Genomic DNA, 19,261 nt, shown 5'->3' on the forward strand with positions numbered 1-19,261 from the left:
CTAAATAGCCGCGCAAACCAACAGTTTCGAGGCAAGTTCTTATGAAGGCCATTGAGTTCCGCCGCTTCGGGTCGCCAGACGTGCTCCAAAGCGTCGATGTCGCTACACCGAGTCCGGGAAGGTGCGAGGCGCTCGTCCGCGTGGGCGCCGTTGGAGTCAACTATTTCGAGGTTCTGATGCGGCAGGATCGCTACGCGGTCACGCCGGAACTGCCGATGATCCCAGGTGTGGAGGTCGCCGGCGTCGTCGTAGCGGTCGGGGAGGATCTTTCCCAGGATCTCATCGGCAGTCGTGTCGCGGTCCCGATGTTCGCTCATGGGCGGGGTACCGGCGGATATGCCGAATATGTATCGGTCGATGCCGCGATGCTGGTACCGATCCCGGACGGACTTTCCTTTGAAGCCGCTGTTGCCATGATGGTGCAGGGCCTCACGGCTCTTTATCTCGTCCGGCAAAGCTCGCTGCAGAACAAAACGCTGCTGATCAGCGCTGCGGCAGGCGGTGTGGGTTCACTGCTCGTGCAATTGGCAAGGGACGGCGGCGCGCGGACGATTGTTGCCGTTGCAAGTTCGCAGAAAAAGCTCGACTCCGCCTGTTCACTCGGTGCTCACCTCGGCATCAACTATGCGGCGCCTGATTGGACGGCAACGCTCAGGGGCGCTTTGAACGGTGGCGGGGTCGACATTCTTTACGATTTCGTCGGCGGCGAATTTACCCACGCTGCGATCGATCTGCTGGTACCGGCGGGAGAGCTGGTTTTCGGTGCCCTCGGCAGGTTTGCGTTGAGCGGCCGGCAAGTAGAATCGATGTTCGCACTGAACCAATCCCTGCGCGGCTTCGCCTTACTGCCGCTCTTGAACCTCGCCGGATTGAAGGCGGACCTCACCGAGCTTTTCACCCGGGCGCAAGCGGGCGCCTTGACGGTCGCGATCGACAGTCGCTTTTCGCTTGATCGGGCCGCGGACGCACACCGGGCGATCGAGAGCCGCCGAACGATCGGTAAGGTCGTGCTTGTGCCCTGAGGGCGCTTCGCTCAAGCGCTGGAACGCTCCTGCACTTCGGCAGGCTCCGCCAGCATCTTGCCGATCAGCCGCTGACAGCGCTCGGCCATGAAGTCGATCATCAACCGCACCTTCGGATCCTGGAAGCGCTTGTGAGGGTAGATCGCCGCGAGCTGTGCACCGAGCGGCGGCGTCTCCACGAGCACCGGGACGAGCAAGCCCTCATCGATATGCTGTTTCACCTCGAAGAGCGGCTTGTTGACGATGCCGCGTCCGTCGAGCGCCCACTGGGTGAGCACGTCGCCATCATCCGAATCATAGGGGCCGCCGACCTCGAACTTGCGGACGCCATCCGGCGTCTGCAAGGTCCAGTAATATTCCTTCGACCCGGGATAGCGCAGCAGAAGACAGTCATGGCTATGGCTGAGGAGGTCGTCCGGCGACGATGGGATGCCGCGCCTTTCGAAATAGCGCGGCGACCCACAGAGCACGCGGTCGCAGTTCATGATGCCGCGCATGCGCAGGTTCGAATCCTCGAGTATGCCGAGCTTGAACGCGATGTCGACGCCCTCGGCAAGGATGTCGACATTATGATCGGAGAGGCGCAACCGCACCTCGATATCCGGATAGCGGTCGTGGAACTCCGGTATGCCGGGCGCGATCAGTCGCCGGCCGATGCCGAGCGGGGCGGTGATCTTCAGCGCTCCCTTCGGATTTCTTGAAAGATCGGCAATCGCGCTCTCCGCCTCGTTCACCGCCTCGAGGATCTTTACCGCGCCTTCGTAGAAGACCCGTCCGTGCTCGGTCGGCGTCAGTTTTCGGGTGGTGCGGTTGAACAGGCGCACGCCCATATGCCGCTCCAACTCCTTGATTCTGTTGCTGGCAACTGCCGGCGTGACGCGCTGATCGCGGCCCGCTGCCGACAGCGTTCCAAGTTCCACGACGCGCACGAACACACGCACATTATCGAGATAGGACATGCTTCCGCCTCTGCTCTTCCGGCGCGAACGTAGCGCTCCGGCCTCCCTTCGATTTTATAGTTTTTTTTGAAAGAGTTGGTGCGATGGCGCCGTTCCCGCCTCCCCAAGCAATGACACATAATGAACGCGAGAGAAATGGGGAGAACTCAATGTACGAGTATGCCATCGCCTGGGATTGGCTGACATTTGCGGTCAGATGGCTGCATGTCGTCACCGGCATCGCCTGGATCGGCTCATCCTTTTACTTCGTCGCACTCGACCTGGGGCTGAAGCAGCGTCCGGGAATGCCGGTCGGCGCCTATGGCGAAGAGTGGCAGGTGCATGGCGGCGGCTTCTACCACATCCAGAAATATCTGGTTGCGCCGGAAAACATGCCGGAGCACCTGATCTGGTTCAAGTGGGAGTCCTACGTCACCTGGCTCTCGGGTTTCGGCATGCTTGCGCTCGTCTATTATGCCGGCGCGGACCTCTACCTCATCGATCCGAACGTGCTCGACGTTTCGAAGCCGATGGCAATCGCCATCTCGCTGGCTTCGCTTGGCTTCGGCTGGCTTGCCTATGACATGATCTGCCGTTCGCCGTTCGGCAACGACAATACGCGGCTGATGGTGCTGCTCTATTTCATCCTCGTCACCGTCGCCTGGGGCTACACCCAGCTCTTCACGGGGCGTGCCGCCTATCTGCATCTCGGCGCGTTCACCGCCACGATCATGTCGGCCAATGTGTTCTTCATCATCATCCCGAACCAGAAGAAGGTCGTTGCCGACCTGATCGCAGGCCGCACGCCCGATCCTGCGCTCGGAAGGCAGGCGAAGCAGCGTTCGACGCACAACAACTATCTGACGCTGCCCGTGCTGTTCCTGATGCTGTCGAACCATTATCCGCTCGCCTTCGGGACGCAGTATAACTGGATCATCGCCTCGCTGGTCTTCCTCATGGGCGTCACGATCCGCCATTGGTTCAACACCCGCCACGCCAACAAGGGCAGCCCGACCTGGACCTGGCTCGCGACGGTGCTTCTGTTCATCACCATCATGTGGCTCTCCACCGTGCCCAAGGTCCTCTCCGAAGGCGGAGAGGCCAGGGCTTCGACGGCCGTCGAGGCCGTCGTCGCGTCGCCGGATTTTTCCAAAGTGCGCGACACCGTGCTCGGCCGCTGTTCCATGTGCCATGCGCGCGAGCCGGGATGGGAAGGCATAATCGTGCCGCCGAAGGGCGTCGTTCTCGAAGCCGACGGCGACATCGTCGCGCATGCCCGCGAAATCTACCTGCAGGCGGGGCGCTCGCATGCCATGCCGCCCGCCAATGTCACGGGCATCACCGACGAGGAACGCCAGCTTATCGCCAGCTGGTACGAGACGACTGTAAAGGAAGGAAAAGTCGAATGAGCGATCTCTTGATCCGCGGCCGCGTGCTGACTTTCGTCAAGGAGCCCGAGAGCGTCGACGATGCCGGCTCCTATCGTTTCTTCGAGGACGGCGCCGTTTTCGTGAGCAAAGGCAAGATCGCCGGCGTCGGTCCTTACGGCGACGTGGCGAAACAGGCGGGCCCCAGCGTAGAGATCGCCGATCATCGGCCGCACCTGGTAATGCCCGGTTTCATCGATACGCACCTGCATTTCCCGCAGACGCAGGCGATCGCCTCCTACGGTGCGCAGCTCCTCGAATGGCTGAACACCTACATCTTCGTCGAGGAGCAGAAGTTCAAGGCGCCCGAGCACGCGGCCTTCATTGCCGGCCGCTTCATGGACGAACTCCTGTCCAACGGCACGACGACGGCGGCCGCCTATTGCTCGGTGCATCCGGAAAGCGTCGACGCCTTCTTCACGGCAGCCGAAGAGCGCAACATGCTGATGATCGGCGGCAAGGTGATGATGGACCGCAACGCGCCCGACGCGTTGCGGGACACGCCCGAGAAGGGCTATGACGAGACAAAGGCGCTCATCGCCAGGTGGCATGGCCGCGGCCGCGCGCATTATGCGATCAGTCCGCGTTTTGCGATCACCTCGACGCCGGAGCAGATGGAGGTGAGCCGCGTGCTCGCTGCCGAGCATCCGGATTGCTACGTTCAGACCCACCTGTCCGAAAACCGCGACGAAATCGCTTTCGCCACGTCGCTCTATCCGGAAGCGAAGGACTATACCGACATTTATGCGCGCTACGAGCTTCTCGGCCGCAAGACTCTGCTCGGCCACTGCATCCATCTGAGCGACCGCGAAATATCGGTCTTCGCAGAAACCGGGGCGGTCGGCGTCTTCTGCCCGACCTCGAACCTCTTCCTCGGCAGCGGCCTCTTCGATCGCGACCGTTTCGACAGGCTCGGCGCGCGTCACGCGGTTGCGACCGATGTCGGCGGTGGCACGAGCTTCTCGATGCTGGAAACGATGGATGAGGCCTACAAGGTTCTGCACCTACAGGGCCAGCGGCTCTCTCCGCTCAACTCCTTCTACATGTTGACGCTCGGCAACGCGCGCGCGCTCGATCTGGAACACCGGATCGGCTCGCTGCACGGCGGCGCGGATGCGGACATCGTCGTCCTCGACAGCCGCGCCAAGCCGGCCATGGAGCTGAGGATGCAGGTTGCCTCGACGCTTGCCGAAGAGCTTTTCATTCTGCAGACCATGGGCGACGACCGCTCGGTGGCCGAGGTATATGTTGCGGGCAGGCCGATGAAGAGCGGGCGGCGGGAGACGAAGGCCGAGGCTGTCAGGGCACTGGCGACGGTATAGCTAAGGTATTCAAAGCGAGTAAATAATATCTTGAATTTCCGCTATTTTTTGCCCCTCACCCTAGCCCTCTCCCGTAAACGGGGAGAGGGAACGGGCTGAAGCCGCGAGTCCCTTCTCCCCGCATGCGGGGAGAAGGTGCCGGCAAGCGGATGAGGGGCATTTGCATTCGGGTGCACTGCCCAGCCGCGGCTACGCTGCGTGCTTTTCGCCTTCGATCTGTTTCGAGGCTTCGCCGGCCGACAATGCTTCTGCCTGATGTATCTCAATCCGACGCGGCTTCATCTGCTCGGGAATCTCACGGACGAGATCGATTTTGAGCAGGCCGTTGGCGAGGTTGGCGCCGGTGACCGTTACGAAGTCGGCGAGCTGGAAGCGACGCTCGAAGTTGCGTGCGGCAATACCGCGGTAGAGATATTCGGTGTCGTCTTCTCCGGCTTTCGCACCGGTGACGGTCAACATCTGCTGCTCGTGCGTGATGGTGATCTCGTCCGGGGCGAAGCCCGCTACCGACATTGCAATCCGGTACTGGTTCTCGCCGACCCGCACGATGTCGTAGGGCGGCCAGTTGTCGTTGGGCGCCAGGCGACTTGCGGAATCCAAGAGGTCGAACAGATGTTCGAAGCCAACGCTGGAGCGCGACAGCGGCGAGAAATCGAAGCTTGTTCTCATAGCCATATCCTCCTTGAGCAACATGGACGATGAGGAGCGCCGAAGAGAACGGAGCTCCTCGACTGCGAGCCCCTTACAGGCGGCTCTCGCACTCGATTTAGTCACTCTAAGCCGGGTTTCAAGGCCCCCGAACATCGATTTTCGTCCGTTTCCCGGCCCCCCCGGCGACCGCGAAAACCGGCCGATCGAACGAGGGCCCAAGCCGCTGATCGGGGTTCTTGAATTTACCTTTTCCGCTCCAATATCTGTTCAGCGCGATACGTTTTCGAGACGCGCAGAGATCAATATGGCCCCGCAGCGCTGCATGGACTGTTCGACCCGTGGGAGTGCAGCGGGCGTGCAATTCGTTGACGGCATAGAAAGGAGGAAAAATGCTTCTCAATGAGATCCCCTGGACGATCCCTCTCACCGTGCGCCTTTCCAACGGTCTGACGCACACTTTTGCCTCCGTTTACGAGGCCCTCGACTTCCTGGAAAACGAGTGGCCGCTCAGGAAGGGCGAGCGCTACGAACGGGCGGTGCGGACCTGTCGGCGGGCGTTGAACCGGATGACGCCGGCGGCAGTGGCGCGGGAAGCCTTCATCGCCGCTTGCCTTGAAGCGGGCATGCCGCTCGTTATGGCGCCGCCGGCCCACGAGCCGCAAGGCGATACCGTCAAGGCTGCGCAAACGGCGTGAAGGGGGCGGACCGGCGGTCGGTTGGAGCGTCCATATCGTTTCACTGGACGAAGACGCGAACGCTGGCGGCACGCCCCAGCGCATCGATGACCGTGAGCGTCGAGTAGCCGCCGCCATCCGGCTGCCATTGACTGACGCGCCGTCGGGTCACGTCGGGCAGCGGACGGCCATTGGCAAGCCAGCGGAAGGGCGCCCGGCCGCCCTGGAGCTTCAGCGTCAAGGGCGTGATCCCGTCATTCCGTTGCGCGCCAAGCTCGACGCGGGCGCCTTCCGGCGGGAACACGATCTGCGGCGCCGCTTCACGGACCGAGGCCGAAAGCAGCCCGTTCGCGGTGACGGAGAAGCGTCGCTGGCTGATCGGCAGATCGGCCTGGACAAGCCGGACGGCGCCCGCGGGCGGGCCGGGCAGGGGTGTGATGGCGATCCCCGACTTGGCGAATCCTTCGAACAGAATCGGCGCCGCCGCACCGTAACCGGTCAAGCCGGGCACCGCGCCATTGTCGGGCCTGCCCACCCAGACACCGAGCACATAGCGGCCGTCGAAGCCTACGGACCAGGCGTCGCGATAGCCGTAGCTGGTGCCGGTCTTGTAGGCGATGCCGTGCCGGCGGCTTCCCGCCGGTGGCAGCACGTCCGAGAGTATGTCGGCGACATGCCAGGCGGCGACCGTCGACAGCAGCGGCTCGCCGTCGGTGGGACCGGGGACGCCTTCGATGCCGTCGCCGAGGCGCACTGGCCAGCCCTGGTTCGCAAGGCCCGCATAGAGCTGCACGAGCTCGCGAAGCGTGATGCCGACGCCGCCGAGGCCGATCGCAAGCCCCGGCGCCTCGTGCGGCGGCAATTTCGGCCTGACGTCGGCGCGCCGGAAGCGCACCATCAGGCGCGACGGACCGACGGCATCGAGCAGGCGGATCGCCGGCACGTTCAGGGACAGTTGCAGCGCCTGGCGTACCGTGACGTCGCCCTGATAATTCATGTCGAAATTGCGCGGCCGATAGCCGAAGAAGTCCGCCGGCCGGTCTTCGATGATCGTCTCCTGGCTGACGAGACCCTCCTCGAAGGCAAGACCGTAGATGAAGGGTTTCAGCGTCGATCCGGGGGAGCGGGTGATGCGCGACATGTCGATCCAGCCCGAGCGGCTTGCGTCGAAATAGTCGGCCGAGCCAACCTCGCCGACGATCTCGCCGGTCCTGATATCGGCCATGACCATGGCGACCGACACTTTGGGACCGAGCCTTGCAGCACCTTCACGTGCGACGCCTTCGAGGCCGCGTTGGATATTGCGGCTAAGCGTCGTCGGATGCCGGCGCCCCGCCGGATCCTTGCGCCGCGCCGCCTCGGCGAGATGGGCAGCATGGGCGGGAAGCTGCAGGCGCCGCGTCGGTGTGGCGGTCATCGCCGCCCGCTCCGCTTCGCCTTCGCCAATGACCCTGGCGACCGCCGCGCGGGCGAGCACGCGTTTGCGGGCCGCTTCGGCGGCGGCAAGATTGCGGTCGGGCCGGCGCTTTTCCGGAAGTTGCGGCAGCGCGACGAGCAGTGCTGCCTCTCCCGCCGAGAGGCGGCGCGGCTCCTTGCCGAACCAGGCGAGGCTTGCCGCGCGCACGCCCTCGAGATTGCCGCCATAGGGCGCATGGGTCAGATAGAGATCGAGAATCTCGTCCTTGCCGAGGCGCCGTTCGATTTGGATAGCGCGCGCCACCTGCAGGAGCTTCGCCCCCAGCGTCCGCCGCTCGCGCGGCTCGATAAGCCTCGCCACCTGCATGGAAAGCGTCGATGCGCCGGAGACGATACGGCCGTTGGTGACGAATTGCAGCGCGGCACGAGCGAGCGCCAACGGGTCGACCCCGTGATGTTCGCGAAAGCGCTGGTCTTCATAGGCGATCAGCATCTCGATGAAGCGCGGGTCGACGTCCTGCGCGGTCGTCTTCAGCCGCCACAGTCCATCCTTGGCCGCGAAGGCGCGCAGGAGGTGGCCGTCTCTGTCGAGAACTTCGGCCGAGACCGTATCGGCCTCGGAGAGGGGCGGCGGAAAGGTCCTGTCGGCCCATTCGAGGGTGAAGACTGCGAGTGCGGACAGGATTAGGGCGAGGGATAACGCGACGATCGCCCGGCCGCGTCCGGATGGGAGGCGTGGGGCCGGCACAATGCCGTTGCGGTACGACTTTCGCCGAGAGAACATCATCCTGCGTCCTACTGGGCTGCCTGCACCTCCATGCGGCCCGTCGCCGTGCGCGCCGAGAATTGCGGCCGGTACATGTCCTCGACGTTCGCGGCCGGATGGTCGTAGGTGCCGGGCGTCACCGCGCGCACGACATAGGCGAGCGTGATCTCGCGGTTGTCGCCCGTCGAACGGTCGAAGGCGGCCACGAAGCGGTCGCTGCGGAATTCTGTATGGGCAGCCTCGACTTCGCCGATCCATTCGAAATTCGAGAGCTGGGCGCTGTCGACGAGACTTGGATTGTCGATCTCGAAACCGGCGGGCAGGAGATCGGTGATGAGCACCCGGGACGGCCAGTCGTTGGTCTCGGTCACCTTCAGCACCACGACATAGCGCTCGTTCTGCCGGGCCTCGCTGACATTGGCCGCCGTTCCGTCGAGCGTGTAATAGCTCCGCTCGATGGCGAAGCCTTCGCCGCCGGCCGAGAGCGGCTGCGCCGGCGCCGCCACCGTCGTGACCACGGCGGAGACCGCGTCGGTGCCTTCGTTGCGGATAACGACCGAATGCTCGATCAGCGCGTCGCCGGTCATGTGGGCGGCGTAACTGCCCGTGCGCGCTGCTCCGTTGACCTCGATCCTCATGTCCTCGTCGCCCCCCTGGATCGCGCGTGCGGCAAGGAGCATCCAGGTCTGTTCCTGGGTGCTCGTGTATCTAGCCTGCTGCCACTCCCGGGCAACGACCCTGGATAGCTCGGGAATGATCGGCGGCACGGGCCGGCTCTCGGCTGCCAGCGCCAGCACGGCCGCGCCGTCGCGAAGCGAAGAGCCGTAGTCGGAGCGGGCGAGGCTGACATTGACGAGCCCGGTCGACATGTTGGCCGCGGCCGCGAAGATATCCTGCGAGCGCCGGGCATCGCCATAGAGCGCGAGCGCCGCGGCGATATGGGCCTTGGCGAGCGGGGTCGGGAAATCGCCGAGCATCGCGTCCGCATAATAGCGCAGATCGCTGATAGCGGCCTTGCGGTTGCGCGCAAGGACATAGAGCGCATAGGCGATCTCGTTGCCGCGGTCCTTGACGTTGGTCTCGTAGCTCAGCGCGTTCTGCAGGTTCTCGAGTGCCTGCACCATCGATTGTTCCGGCACGTCGAATTTCTGTTCCCGCGCGCGGGTAAGGAAATCGGTGACGTATGCATCGAGCCAGAGATCGCCGGAGCCGGGGCTCCAAAGGCCGAAACTGCCGGCGGAGGATTGATATGCAAGGACCCGGTAGATCGCCTCCTGCACGCGCTTCTTCACACCTTCGTCGTCGCCAAGCCCGGCTTGCTTGGCAAGCTCGCTGAGATAGAGCAAGGGCAAGGCGCGGCTCGTCGTCTGCTCGGCGCAGCCGTAGGGATAGCGGTCGAGCGTCATCAGAAGCGCCGGGATGTCGAAGGCGGCCGAACGCGTCACGTTGAGGCTGACCGAAGCGCCCTGCAGCAGGCTGTCGGCAAGCAATTGCTCGTCCACCGTGAGGCTGCTGCCGGCGGCGACATTGACGACATGACGCTGTGTGACCGGAAGGGCAGCCGGGCGGACAGGAATGTTCAGCGTCTGCTCCAGCGACAGGCCCGCGGCGTTCGAGAGCCTGACGGTGACGAGACCGTCTCCCGGATACTGGCCGGCGAGCGGCAGAGTCAGAGCGGATTTGCCGCCGGCGTCGAGGTTCACCATCTCGGCCGCTGTCTGTTCGACGGTGACCGGGCCGTTGGTCGTGACCTGCAGCTGATAATCGCCCGCCGGCCCGTCGGTGTTGGCGACATCGAGCCGCAATTCGGCCCGGTCTCCCGGCGCCAGGAACTTCGGGAGGCTTGCGGTCACGACGACCGGATCGCGGATGACCACGTCCTTGACCGCGTGGCCGACGCCGGATTTCGTCCAGGCGACCGCCATGATCCGCGCCGTTCCGTTGAATTGCGGAATGTCGAAGCGCATGTTCGCCATGCCTTCGGCGTCGAGCTTGATGGCGCCCGAGAAGAAGGCGACGAGCTTTTCGGTTGGGGGGCTGCCCTGGAGCGGCATTTGTCCGCCGTCGCCGCCCGTGCGCAGCCGGCCGGTCGCGCCGAGCGAGCCGTCGATCAATCGGCCGTAGAGATCGCGCATCTCGAGGCCGAGCCGCCTCTGACCGAAATACCATCCGTCGGGGTCCGGAGCTTCGTAGCGCGTCAGGTTGAGGATGCCGACGTCGACTGCGGCAACCGTGACATAGGCGTCTTCATTGGCGCCGGCGCCCCGTACCTGAAGGCCGATATCGAGCGGCCGGCGCGGCTCGGTTTTCTCGGGCGCGTCCAGGCTGACTGCGAGCTTTCGGTCCGCCGGATCGACGGCGAGCCACTTGATGCCGATCGCCCGCATGGGCATGCGGCTCTCCTGGGCTTCGCCCGGGCGGTAAAGCGTCGCGGTGACATAGGCGCCGGTACCCCAGTCGGCCGTCACCGGCAGTTCCACCTCGCCGCCCGTTTCGGCAATGGTTGCGGTCTTTGTCGTGACAAGGGTTTCCGTGCCGACAGTCACCAGCAGTTCGCCGGCAAAGCGCGGCGAGACCTTGAGCTTCGCCGTCTCCCCGACCGCGTAGTTCTCCTTGTCGAGAGCGATCTCCAGCCCGTCCGGGGTCTCCGTGGAGGTGGCCTCGACATACCAGCCTGAATCGAACTCAACGCTCGAAGCCGGCCCGTCAAGGGCCCCCGCCTCGATCTCCAGCCGATAACGGCCCCAGCCGACCGGGACCGAAATTTCGGCGCCATCCTCCGTCACGTCGGCCGAGCCGCTCGCGACCTGTTTGGTGGAGATGACCGGCTCGTATTTCCAGGCGGTGCCGTCGCGATACCACTGATAGTTCCGTTCGACGCTGATCAGCTTCCAGGGGAGACCCGGCATCGCGGTTCTGGTGCCGTCCGCGTCGACGGCGATGACGTGGAATTTCCCGACCGAGTTTTCGGCGAGGTCGCCGGAGAACTCCGGCTTGATGCCGATCATCGGTCCCTCGGGTTTCACCGGAAGGGTCAATGTGCGCTCGACCGCGCGGCCGCCGGCCTCGCGCATGCGAACCGTCACATTGGCGTAGAGCAGCTGCGTCGTTCCGGGGACTTCGGCCAGATCGACATGGAAAACCGACTTGCCGTTTTCATCGAGCGGCTCCAGGCCTTCCAGCGGCAGGCGCGTGTCCTCGCTTGCCTCTTCGTCGGCGAGGCCGAAGAAATAGCCATTGAACGCTTCGCTCCGGCGTGTCGGCCTGACGGCAATCTCGCCTTCCAGCGTCAGACCCGCGGCCGGTGCGCCGTAGAGATAGCGTCCGTCGACGGCGACTTCGACCGGGGTGCCGATCTCGATCGCCTTTGCTTCGCTCGTCAGGTCGAACTCGGTGCGGTCCGGCACGAAATCGTCGACGAGGAACTGCTTCTCGGCAATCGCAGAGCCCTTCGGATCGGTGAAGATCTGCATCGTCCAGGTGCCGCGCATCGCATTTTCAGGGACCGGCAGATCGAGCGTATGCCCGCCGAGCTTGCCGCCGTCGCTGACGAGGCGGCGGTCCTCGACGCCGTCCGGGCGCAGGAAAACGAAGGTCAGCGGCAACTTTTCGATCGCGGCACCGTTGACGTCGCGGGTGAGCGCTGCGGCATGAACGGTTTCGCCCGCGCGATAGATGCCGCGTTCCGTCCAGGCGAAGACGTCGATCGCACCCGGTGCGGCGCGGCCGGTGACGCCGCGGTCGGAAAGGTCGAAGCCGGCACGCGTCATGTCGAGGAACACGTAGTCGTCGCTACCCTTTCGGGCAGTGATCGCCGCCGGCGTCATGCTGGCCGTGCCGCGGATCAGCCCGGCGGAAAAGGTTGCGCGTCCTTCCGCATCGGTCGTCGCCGTCCCGAGCACCTCATTGTTCTTCGCGACCAGTTGCAATTCGACCTTTGCAAAAGGCTTGGCGCTCGCAAGCGAACGCGCGAAGACGGTAAGCCCTTCCGAGCCTGCAAAGGTCGACATGCCGATGTCGGACACGACGAACCATTGCGTGGCGCGCGCGTTCCAATCCTGTGTAAGCCCGGTTCCCGAGCTCGCCGTCAGCACGTAGACGCCGGGCTTGCGCTGCGGCAGAGCCTCATCGACCGGAAAGCTCGTCACCACTTCCTTGTTCAGCTCGGTCTCGATTTCGATGCTGCCCTGCCAGACCAGCTCGCCGCTCTCGTCCTTGATGCGCTCCTCGCTGTAGCCGTCGATCTGGGTCAGGAACTGGGAGCTCGTGAGCAGCGAAGAGATGTTGCGGTCGCCGATACGGTAGAGCTTGAGCTTGGCACTTTCCGTGTTGACCGAGACGATCGGAATGCCGCGACGTGCAGTCGAGGGCAGAACGAAGCTGTCGCCGGTGAAGCGGACCATCGGCGCGCGGTCCTTCACGTAGACGTCGAGGCTGACGGGCGCCTCGATGACTTCCTCGACGGAGGAGGGCAGCCCCTGCCTCAGCGCGAGTTTGTAACGCTGGCCATGCGCCAGGCCTTCGACGCAGATTTCGCTGCCCTTGGCTTCCACCGCCTTCGGCGCGGCGCCATCGAGCGTCACGAAGGAGGAATAATCTGGGCCGTTCGTCAGAAGCGGCTCGGAGAATTGCACGCAGGCGCGGGGGCTGGCGCTGTCTGCATCGACCGTGTGGCCGGTGACCCGAAAGCCTTGCCGTGCCTTGAGATCGAGATAAGCCGTCTCGACCGTCTTTGCCTGCACGAGCTCGAGGCTCGCTTTGTAGGACTGAAGCGCGGTGCGGTAGTTCTGCAGCTTGTCGAGTGCCTGGGCGAGAATGGCCAGCGCATGCGCGCGACTTTGCGCGGTCCGCGTCAGTTGATAGCCGTTGAGCGCGGCAAGGGCGGCTTCGCTCGCCATATCCGTGCCGCCGTCAAACCGGTTGGCGGCCTCAGCCGTCTCCAGCCACAGCGCACCGTCTTCCGGCGTTATTGCAAGCGCGCCGCGGAAGGCCTTGAGGGAGGCGACGAAGTTGCCGGCCGTCAACTCGCTGCGCGCCGTCTCGATGAGGCCGTTGACCCCGAACCCCTGCTGGTCGTCGGCCAGAACGAGATTCGCCTTCACATCGCGCGCCTGCTGCAGGAGATCATCCGAGACGAAATCGAGGCGCGGCGGTGCCCCGATGTCGGCTTCGCCGGCGGCGGTTTCGGCGACCTTGCCGGCGATGGCCCCCGGGAACGTATTCAACTGGTTGAAGTCGGACTTGAGGAAGCACCACTTCACCTTTGGATTGTAGGTGAAGGCCCTGCAGGAGCGGTCGGCAATGCAGGCACTCTGGCATTGGTCGAGCGATACGTTCTGCTCGGTGCGCAGATCGAAGCCGAAATAGTCGGCATCGTTGGTAATCTCGATCCGGCGTTCGGGCTCGGCCGCTGCGACCGGCATTCCCAGGGAAACGAGTGTGAAAAGAAGGGTGGAAAGACCGAGAAACGCGCGCATAGACAAGAGTCCCCCCGACGCTGGCCGCTTCGATTGTACATCACTTTTTCAACCTTCGCTGGGCGTTGTCAATCGAGGAAACGGCGAGTTCAGGGACAACCCGGCCCTGAAGCACGAGCCCACAAGCCAGCTCGCACGGCCAGCTTTGCCCCAGCGGATCGCTTGCGGGCCGAGGCGATCTTGTGATATTTCTCACAGATTGACATTGCGCGAAATGCTTTCTTTATAATTTGGAAGAGCCATGGCCAGCCGCAGGGAAACACGCATCGCCACCTTGTCCGACGCGCTTTCGGCGCGGCGGGTCGTGCACCTGAAAGAGGCGGCGGCGCTGCTAGGCGTATCGGAAATGACCGTCCGCCGTGATGTCGCCGACAACCCTGGACTGTTCGGATATCTGGGCGGGCATATCGTGCCGGCCGCTGAGATCGAGGGCGATGCGCCCTACGAGCTTGCCCGCGCGGCCGACAGTCACGCCGGCGCCAAGCGTCAGGCTTGCATTCATGCCGCCCGGCACATTCGCCCCGATGAGACGATTTTCATCGATTGTGGTACGACGCTGGAATACCTGGTCGAGCTGATACCGGACGATTACGCAATCACGGCGATATGTTATTCCCTGAACACGGCCGAAAGGCTGACGCGGAAAACAAATCTCCGCATGGTAATGCTGGGCGGCGTCTATCACCCGTCGTCGGCTTCCTTTTCCGGCGCGCCCGGAATCGAGACGCTCGACCAGCTCGGCATCAATGTCGCCTTTCTTTCGGCGGCCGGAATAGACCCGGCTAGGGGAGCGACCTGCGTCCATTTCCACGAGGTGCCGGTCAAGCAGAAGGTAATTTCGCTGGCGCGCGAGAATTACCTCGTCGCCGACAGCAGCAAGCTCGGCAAGCTGAAGGCGGCTTTCTTCGCTCCGCCCAGTGCTTTCCGGTCGCTTATCACAGAACACGGCGAAACCGCGTTGGCCGCCGATTTGATGCCTGTGCCGGGAATGTATGAGAGCGGACAACCCCGCCTTGACAGGCGGCGAAAATGATGAAAGTTTAACAAACATCGTGTTAGAAAACTAACATTCTGTTGTTCGCTCTTTGAAGCGCGCCGCCGGTGGTCCGGGAAGAGGGGAGAAATCGGTTGGAAGACCTTGCTCTGAAAAGCGCGGCGGTGCACCCCGCCGGCGCGGGCCATAACTGGCCGCGCAATGACGGTGTCGAGCTCGACCTATCCTGGGTGCTCGATCAGCGCGTCAATCTCTCTGCGGCAGAGCGCCGCGTCCAGACGCTGCCTGGCCGGCGCACCGTCAAGAAGGATGCGCAGGCCGCCTGGCTCTTGAAAGCCGTCACCTGCATCGATCTCACGACGCTCAACGGCGACGATACGACCGAGCGCGTCAAACGCCTCTGCGCCAAGGCGCGCCAGCCGGTGCGTCAGGACATTCTCGACGCGCTCGGCATGGGCGATCGAGGCATCACGACCGGGGCGATCTGTGTCTATCATCGCTTCGTTTCGACCGCGGTGGAGGCCCTGGAGGGTTCCGGCATTCCCGTGGCGGCAGTGTCCACGGGCTTTCCGGCCGGTCTCGTCCCGCACGACGTGAAGCTCAGGGAAATCAAGGCCTCGGTTGCGGATGGTGCTCGGGAAATCGACATCGTCATCACACGCGAGCACGTGCTGACCGGAAATTGGCAGGCGCTCTACGACGAAATGCGGGATTTCCGTGCGGCCTGTGGCGATGCGCATGTCAAGGCAATCCTCGCGACCGGCGATCTCAAGACGCTTCGCAACGTCGCGCGGGCTTCGCTCGTCTGCATGATGGCGGGCGCCGACTTCATCAAGACCTCGACCGGAAAAGAAGGGGTGAACGCGACCCTGCTCGTCACCCTCGCCATGCTCAGGATGATCAGGGCCTATGAGGAGAGGACCGGAATCAAGGTCGGCTACAAGCCGGCCGGCGGCATTTCCCTCGCGAAGGATGTGCTGAACTACCAGTTCCTGATGAAGGAAGAGCTTGGGCGGGAATGGCTCGAACCGGACCTTTTCCGCGTCGGGGCATCGAGCCTGCTCGCCGACATCGAGCGCCAGCTCGAACATCATGTCAGCGGCGCCTATTCGGCCCTCAACAGACACCCGATCGGATAATCAGATGAGCGTTGCCACTTTCTTCGACGAAATGTCCTATGGCCCGGCCCCCGAAGCCGATACCGAGGCGCGCGCCTGGCTCGCTCGGCATGAAGGCAAGCTCGGCCACTTCATAAACGGCGCATTCGTCGGTTCAGCATCGGGTAAATCCTTCGACACGTTCGAGCCGGCAACGGGCAAATTGCTCGCGAAAATCGCACATGGCGGGCGCGACGACGTGAACGCGGCGGTGGCGGCGGCGCGCAAGGCGCAGGGCCCGTGGGCAAAGCTCTCCGGACATGCCCGCGCCCGGCACCTCTATGCGCTCGCGCGCCTGATTCAGCGCCATGCGCGCCTGATCGCCGTCGTCGAAGCGCTCGACAACGGCAAGCCGATCCGGGAAACGCGCGATATCGACATTCCGCTTGCCGCTCGCCATTTCTATCATCATGCCGGCTGGGCACAGCTGCAGGAGACGGAATTCGCCGATCAGGCGCCCGTGGGCGTCGTCGGACAGGTCATCCCCTGGAACTTCCCCTTCCTGATGCTCGCCTGGAAGGTTGCGCCGGCGCTGGCGCTGGGCAATTCCGTCATCCTGAAGCCTGCGGAGTTTACGCCCTTGACGGCGCTGCTCTTCGCGGAGCTTGCCGCTACAGCGGGTCTCCCCCCGGGCGTGCTGAACGTGGTGACGGGCGAGGGCGAGACGGGGGCGCTGATCGTCGAGCACGAGGATATCGACAAGATCGCCTTTACCGGCTCGACCGAAGTCGGACGCCTCATCCGCGAGAAGACAGCAGGAAGCGGCAAGTCGCTGACGCTGGAACTTGGCGGCAAGTCGCCCTTCATCGTCTTCGACGATGCCGATATCGACGCGGCGGTCGAGGGCGTCGTGGATGCGATCTGGTTCAATCAGGGGCAGGTCTGCTGCGCCGGTTCACGCCTTCTGGTACAGGAGGGCGTGGCGCCGGTCTTTCATGACCGGTTGAAGCGGCGCATGGAGACGCTCCGCGTCGGTCATCCGCTCGACAAGGCGATCGATATGGCGGCGATCGTCGCGCCGGTGCAGTTGCAGCGAATCGAAGAGCTGGTGGCGAAGGGCGTCGCCGAAGGCGCATCAATGCATCAGCCGAAGATCGAACTCCCGAAGGGCGGCAGCTTCTTTCGGCCGACGCTGTTGACCGGCGTCCAGCCGACTTCCGTCGTCGCGACCGAGGAAATCTTCGGGCCGGTGGCGGTATCGATGACCTTCCGTACGCCGGAGGAGGCGATCCAGCTTGCAAACCATAGCCGCTACGGCCTTGCCGCGAGCGTCTGGAGCGAAACGATCGGTCTTGCCCTGCATGTTGCCGCCAAGCTTGCGGCCGGCGTCGTCTGGGTCAATGCGACCAACCTCTTCGATGCATCCAGCGGCTTCGGCGGAAAACGCGAGTCCGGCTTCGGCCGCGAGGGCGGGCGAGAGGGCTGCTACGAATATCTGAAGCCGAAGGCCTGGATGGGGCGCAAGCTGCGCCCCGAACACGGCTCGCCGGCTCCGAGGCCGGCGGCCGGTGATTTCGCCGTTCCGGCGCTCGATCGCACTGCCAAGCTCTTCGTCGGCGGCAAGCAGGCGCGGCCGGACGGCAACTATTCGCGGCCCGTGCTTTCCCCGAAAGGCAAGGTGATCGGCGAAGTCGGCGAGGGCAACCGCAAGGATATCCGCAATGCCGTCGTTGCGGCGCGGGGCGCCTCGGGCTGGTCTTCGGCAACCGCGCATAACCGCGCCCAGATCCTCTATTACATCGCCGAGAATCTGAGCAGCCGCGGGACGGAATTCGCGGACCGCATCGCCGCCATGTCCGGGGCCTCGGCAGCCAATGCCCGAGCGGAGGTCGAAGCTTCGATCGCCCGGCTGTTCAGCTACGGAGCCTGGGCGGACAAATACGAGGGCACCGTGCACCAGCCGCCCTTGCGCGGCGTCGCACTGGCCATGCCGGAACCCCAGGGCGTCGTCGGCGTCATCTGCCCCCCGGAAGCGCCGCTGCTCGGGCTTGTCAGTCTCGTGGCACCGCTGATTGCAGTCGGAAACCGGGTGGTCGCCGTGCCGAGCGAAGCGCATCCTCTGGCTGCGACCGACTTCTATTCGGTCCTCGAGACCTCGGACGTGCCGCCTGGCGTCATCAATATCGTCACCGGACCTGCGATCGAACTCGCCAAGGCACTCGCCGCGCACAACGACGTGGACGCGCTCTGGGCGTTCGGCTCACCGGAACTTTCGACACTCGTCGAGAAGCTGTCCGTCGGCAACCTCAAGCGGACCTTCGTGGATTACGGCAAGGCGATCGACTGGACGGATCGCTCGGCCGCCGAAGGACAGGCGTTCCTGCGGCGCGCGGTCGACGTCAAGAACATCTGGATTCCCTACGGCGAATAGCCTCCCGCTGTTGGATGAGCGGGTGGTCGTCTCATCGGAAGCGTGGAGAAAGAGCAACAGGCTGTTGACGGCGCGCGCCAGAAACGGCCTGATGCGACCGCGCTTTGCAGTGGAGGAGGACAGGAATGCTGAAGAATATCGACCCGGCTCTCAATGCCGATGTGCTGCACGCGCTGCGATCGATGGGCCATGGCGACACGCTGGTGATTTCCGACACCAATTTCCCGTCGGACGCCATCGCCCGGCAGACCACGCTCGGCAAACTGCTGCACATCGACAATGTTTCTTCGGCGCGCGCGGTAAGGGCGATCCTTTCGGTCCTACCGCTCGACACGCCGCTTCAGCCCTCGGCCGGGCGCATGGAAGTCATGGGGGCGCCGGACGAGGTCCCGGCGGTGCAGCGCGAGGTGCAGGCCGAGATTGACCGCGCCGAAGGGAAGGCGGCTCCGATGTACGGGATCGAGCGCTTTGCCTTCTACGAGGAAGCAAAGAAGGCCTACTGCGTCATCACCACAGGCGAGACACGTTTCTACGGCTGCTTTCTTTTCACCAAGGGCGTCATTCCCCCGGAAAACGTCTGAGCCGCGCGAGGTTACGCCCATGGCCGAGCTCAAAATAAGGACGCGGGAAACAGGCGCGACCGCCGTAGTCGGCCGCACCGGCTTTCCGCATGTGACATCGCTGACCGGCGGCGCGCTCGACATCGTCACTAGTCCTTCGCAGCCGGGATTCGGTCCGCTGGACCTTCTCTATGCTTCGCTCGCGAGCTGTCTGGTGCTCAGCGCACGCATCGCCGCGAGCCGTTTCGGCGTGCTCGACCGGCTCAAGGAAGTTTCGGTCAAGGTGACCGGCGAGAAGGCCCATGACGAACCGTCGCGGGTCGCGCGGTTCGATATCGCCTTCGTTATCAAGGGCGATTTCGACGACACCGTGCGCCACGCCATCATAGAGGCGGCGGAGGAGGAGATCTGTACAGTCAGCAACACGTTGCGCGGCAGTCCGGATTTCGTAAGCACGGTGTCCGCTTAAACATAAAATAAAACAGA

13 protein-coding genes are annotated in these 19,261 nt (G+C 63.9%); 9 read left to right on the forward strand and 4 right to left on the reverse strand.

The window, feature by feature from the left end:
* Positions 1 to 41: 41 nt before the first annotated feature.
* A complete protein-coding gene (locus PZL22_RS00275; RefSeq protein ID WP_003534047.1) occupies positions 42 to 1,022 on the forward strand; it encodes a quinone oxidoreductase family protein in 981 nt (326 codons plus the stop codon).
* An 11-nt stretch (positions 1,023 to 1,033) separates the two neighbouring features.
* Here PZL22_RS00275 and PZL22_RS00280 read toward each other — a convergent pair whose 3' ends face one another.
* Positions 1,034 to 1,981 carry a LysR family transcriptional regulator gene (locus tag PZL22_RS00280; RefSeq protein ID WP_003534046.1) on the reverse strand — a complete coding sequence of 316 codons (948 nt, stop codon included), beginning with the start codon at positions 1,979 to 1,981 and terminating at the stop codon, positions 1,034 to 1,036.
* Between the two features lie 149 nt (positions 1,982 to 2,130).
* On the opposite strand from PZL22_RS00280, the gene PZL22_RS00285 reads away from it, so the two are divergent.
* Together PZL22_RS00285 and guaD are read left to right on the forward strand one after the other, a co-directional pair.
* Entirely contained in the window at positions 2,131 to 3,369 is a 1,239-nt protein-coding gene (locus PZL22_RS00285) for a urate hydroxylase PuuD (protein ID WP_003534044.1), read from the forward strand.
* Positions 3,366 to 4,709: a guanine deaminase gene (gene guaD / locus PZL22_RS00290; RefSeq protein ID WP_284718379.1), complete on the forward strand. Its 1,344-nt coding sequence runs from the start codon at positions 3,366 to 3,368 to the stop codon at positions 4,707 to 4,709. The genes PZL22_RS00285 and guaD overlap by 4 nt, the downstream gene beginning before the upstream one ends.
* A 189-nt stretch (positions 4,710 to 4,898) precedes the next feature.
* Here guaD and PZL22_RS00295 read toward each other — a convergent pair whose 3' ends face one another.
* Positions 4,899 to 5,378 (reverse strand): Hsp20 family protein, encoded by a 480-nt coding sequence (locus PZL22_RS00295; protein ID WP_003534040.1) that lies wholly within the window; start codon positions 5,376 to 5,378, stop codon positions 4,899 to 4,901.
* Between the two features lie 371 nt (positions 5,379 to 5,749).
* Here PZL22_RS00295 and PZL22_RS00300 point away from each other — a divergent pair, with 371 nt between their 5' ends.
* Positions 5,750 to 6,055: a DUF982 domain-containing protein gene (locus PZL22_RS00300; protein ID WP_015008318.1), complete on the forward strand. Its 306-nt coding sequence runs from the start codon at positions 5,750 to 5,752 to the stop codon at positions 6,053 to 6,055.
* Between the two features lie 40 nt (positions 6,056 to 6,095).
* Here the strand turns inward: PZL22_RS00300 and pbpC are convergent, their stop codons facing one another.
* Positions 6,096 to 8,237 carry a penicillin-binding protein 1C gene (gene pbpC, locus PZL22_RS00305; protein WP_015008317.1) on the reverse strand — a complete coding sequence of 714 codons (2,142 nt, stop codon included), beginning with the start codon at positions 8,235 to 8,237 and terminating at the stop codon, positions 6,096 to 6,098.
* Between the two features lie 8 nt (positions 8,238 to 8,245).
* On the reverse strand, positions 8,246 to 13,693 hold the full coding sequence (locus PZL22_RS00310; RefSeq protein WP_284718503.1) for an alpha-2-macroglobulin family protein: 5,448 nt from the start codon (positions 13,691 to 13,693) through the stop codon (positions 8,246 to 8,248).
* A 241-nt stretch (positions 13,694 to 13,934) separates the two neighbouring features.
* Here PZL22_RS00310 and PZL22_RS00315 point away from each other — a divergent pair, with 241 nt between their 5' ends.
* From PZL22_RS00315 to PZL22_RS00335, 5 genes are all read left to right on the forward strand, one after another.
* The gene (locus PZL22_RS00315) at positions 13,935 to 14,726 is read left to right on the forward strand and encodes a DeoR family transcriptional regulator (protein WP_127620834.1); all 792 of its coding nucleotides are present in this window, start codon (positions 13,935 to 13,937) and stop codon (positions 14,724 to 14,726) included.
* 95 nt (positions 14,727 to 14,821) lie between these two features.
* Entirely contained in the window at positions 14,822 to 15,826 is a 1,005-nt protein-coding gene (gene deoC / locus PZL22_RS00320; RefSeq protein WP_127615258.1) for a deoxyribose-phosphate aldolase, read from the forward strand.
* Between the two features lie 4 nt (positions 15,827 to 15,830).
* Entirely contained in the window at positions 15,831 to 18,215 is a 2,385-nt protein-coding gene (locus PZL22_RS00325) for an aldehyde dehydrogenase family protein (RefSeq protein ID WP_284718380.1), read from the forward strand.
* Positions 18,216 to 18,340: 125 nt separating this feature from the next.
* Positions 18,341 to 18,796 carry an RbsD/FucU family protein gene (locus PZL22_RS00330; RefSeq protein ID WP_027993327.1) on the forward strand — a complete coding sequence of 152 codons (456 nt, stop codon included), beginning with the start codon at positions 18,341 to 18,343 and terminating at the stop codon, positions 18,794 to 18,796.
* Between the two features lie 19 nt (positions 18,797 to 18,815).
* Positions 18,816 to 19,244 carry an OsmC family protein gene (locus tag PZL22_RS00335; protein WP_284718381.1) on the forward strand — a complete coding sequence of 143 codons (429 nt, stop codon included), beginning with the start codon at positions 18,816 to 18,818 and terminating at the stop codon, positions 19,242 to 19,244.
* Positions 19,245 to 19,261: the final 17 nt, after the last annotated feature.

It is taken from the genome of Ensifer meliloti, assembly GCF_030064585.1.
In the GTDB taxonomy this organism is placed as follows: domain Bacteria; phylum Pseudomonadota; class Alphaproteobacteria; order Rhizobiales; family Rhizobiaceae; genus Sinorhizobium; species Sinorhizobium meliloti.